At 57.5% G+C, this 536-nt stretch carries 1 protein-coding gene; it reads right to left on the bottom strand.

The window, feature by feature from the left end; all coding sequences use genetic code 11:
* A partial coding sequence (locus ACYVC2_RS27815) for a hypothetical protein (protein WP_461108132.1) occupies positions 1-536 on the bottom strand: 536 nt, incomplete at both ends.

Raw genomic sequence — 536 nt, 5'->3', positions numbered from 1 at the left:
CGAGAAGGTGTTGGCGGTCAGGCTGCTGACGGGCGTACCGTTGACGGTGTTGTCTACCAGTCCGTTGCCATCGTTGAACACCGTACCCGAAATCGTTACCGTAGTTGGAGCGGCCGGCGTAAAGGACATATTGACCGTAGCCGCCGGGCTATCTTTACCAGCTGCATCGCGCTCCGAGTAGGTAAAGCTTACCGTTACCTGACCATCCGCCGGATCGACCGTCAATAATGCCGGATCGTAGTTGGTAATCACCTGTCCTACTGTGGCGGGCGAGCCGTTGTAATAAAGGATACCGGTGGCTGGCGTTGGCAGGCTTTGAATGATGATGGTGTTGGTTTTGCTGGTGCCCGTATACGTACCGTCCTCTGGGTCCGAACCCGTCAGCGTCGGTACCGTAACTTTCGTAGTACCCCCTGGGTTCGGTTGGTTCGACGCTGTTTTGGCATCGGCCGTTGGCAGGCGCTCCACGCCGAAGTTGACGTTCGATACGTTCGAAGTCGTCACCGCTACTGCAATCACCCCGTTGGCCGAGCCGT

The organism is Spirosoma koreense (assembly GCF_054777875.1).
Note: the sequence above shows the minus strand (reverse complement) of the source record. Positions and strands in the feature narration are given on the sequence as shown.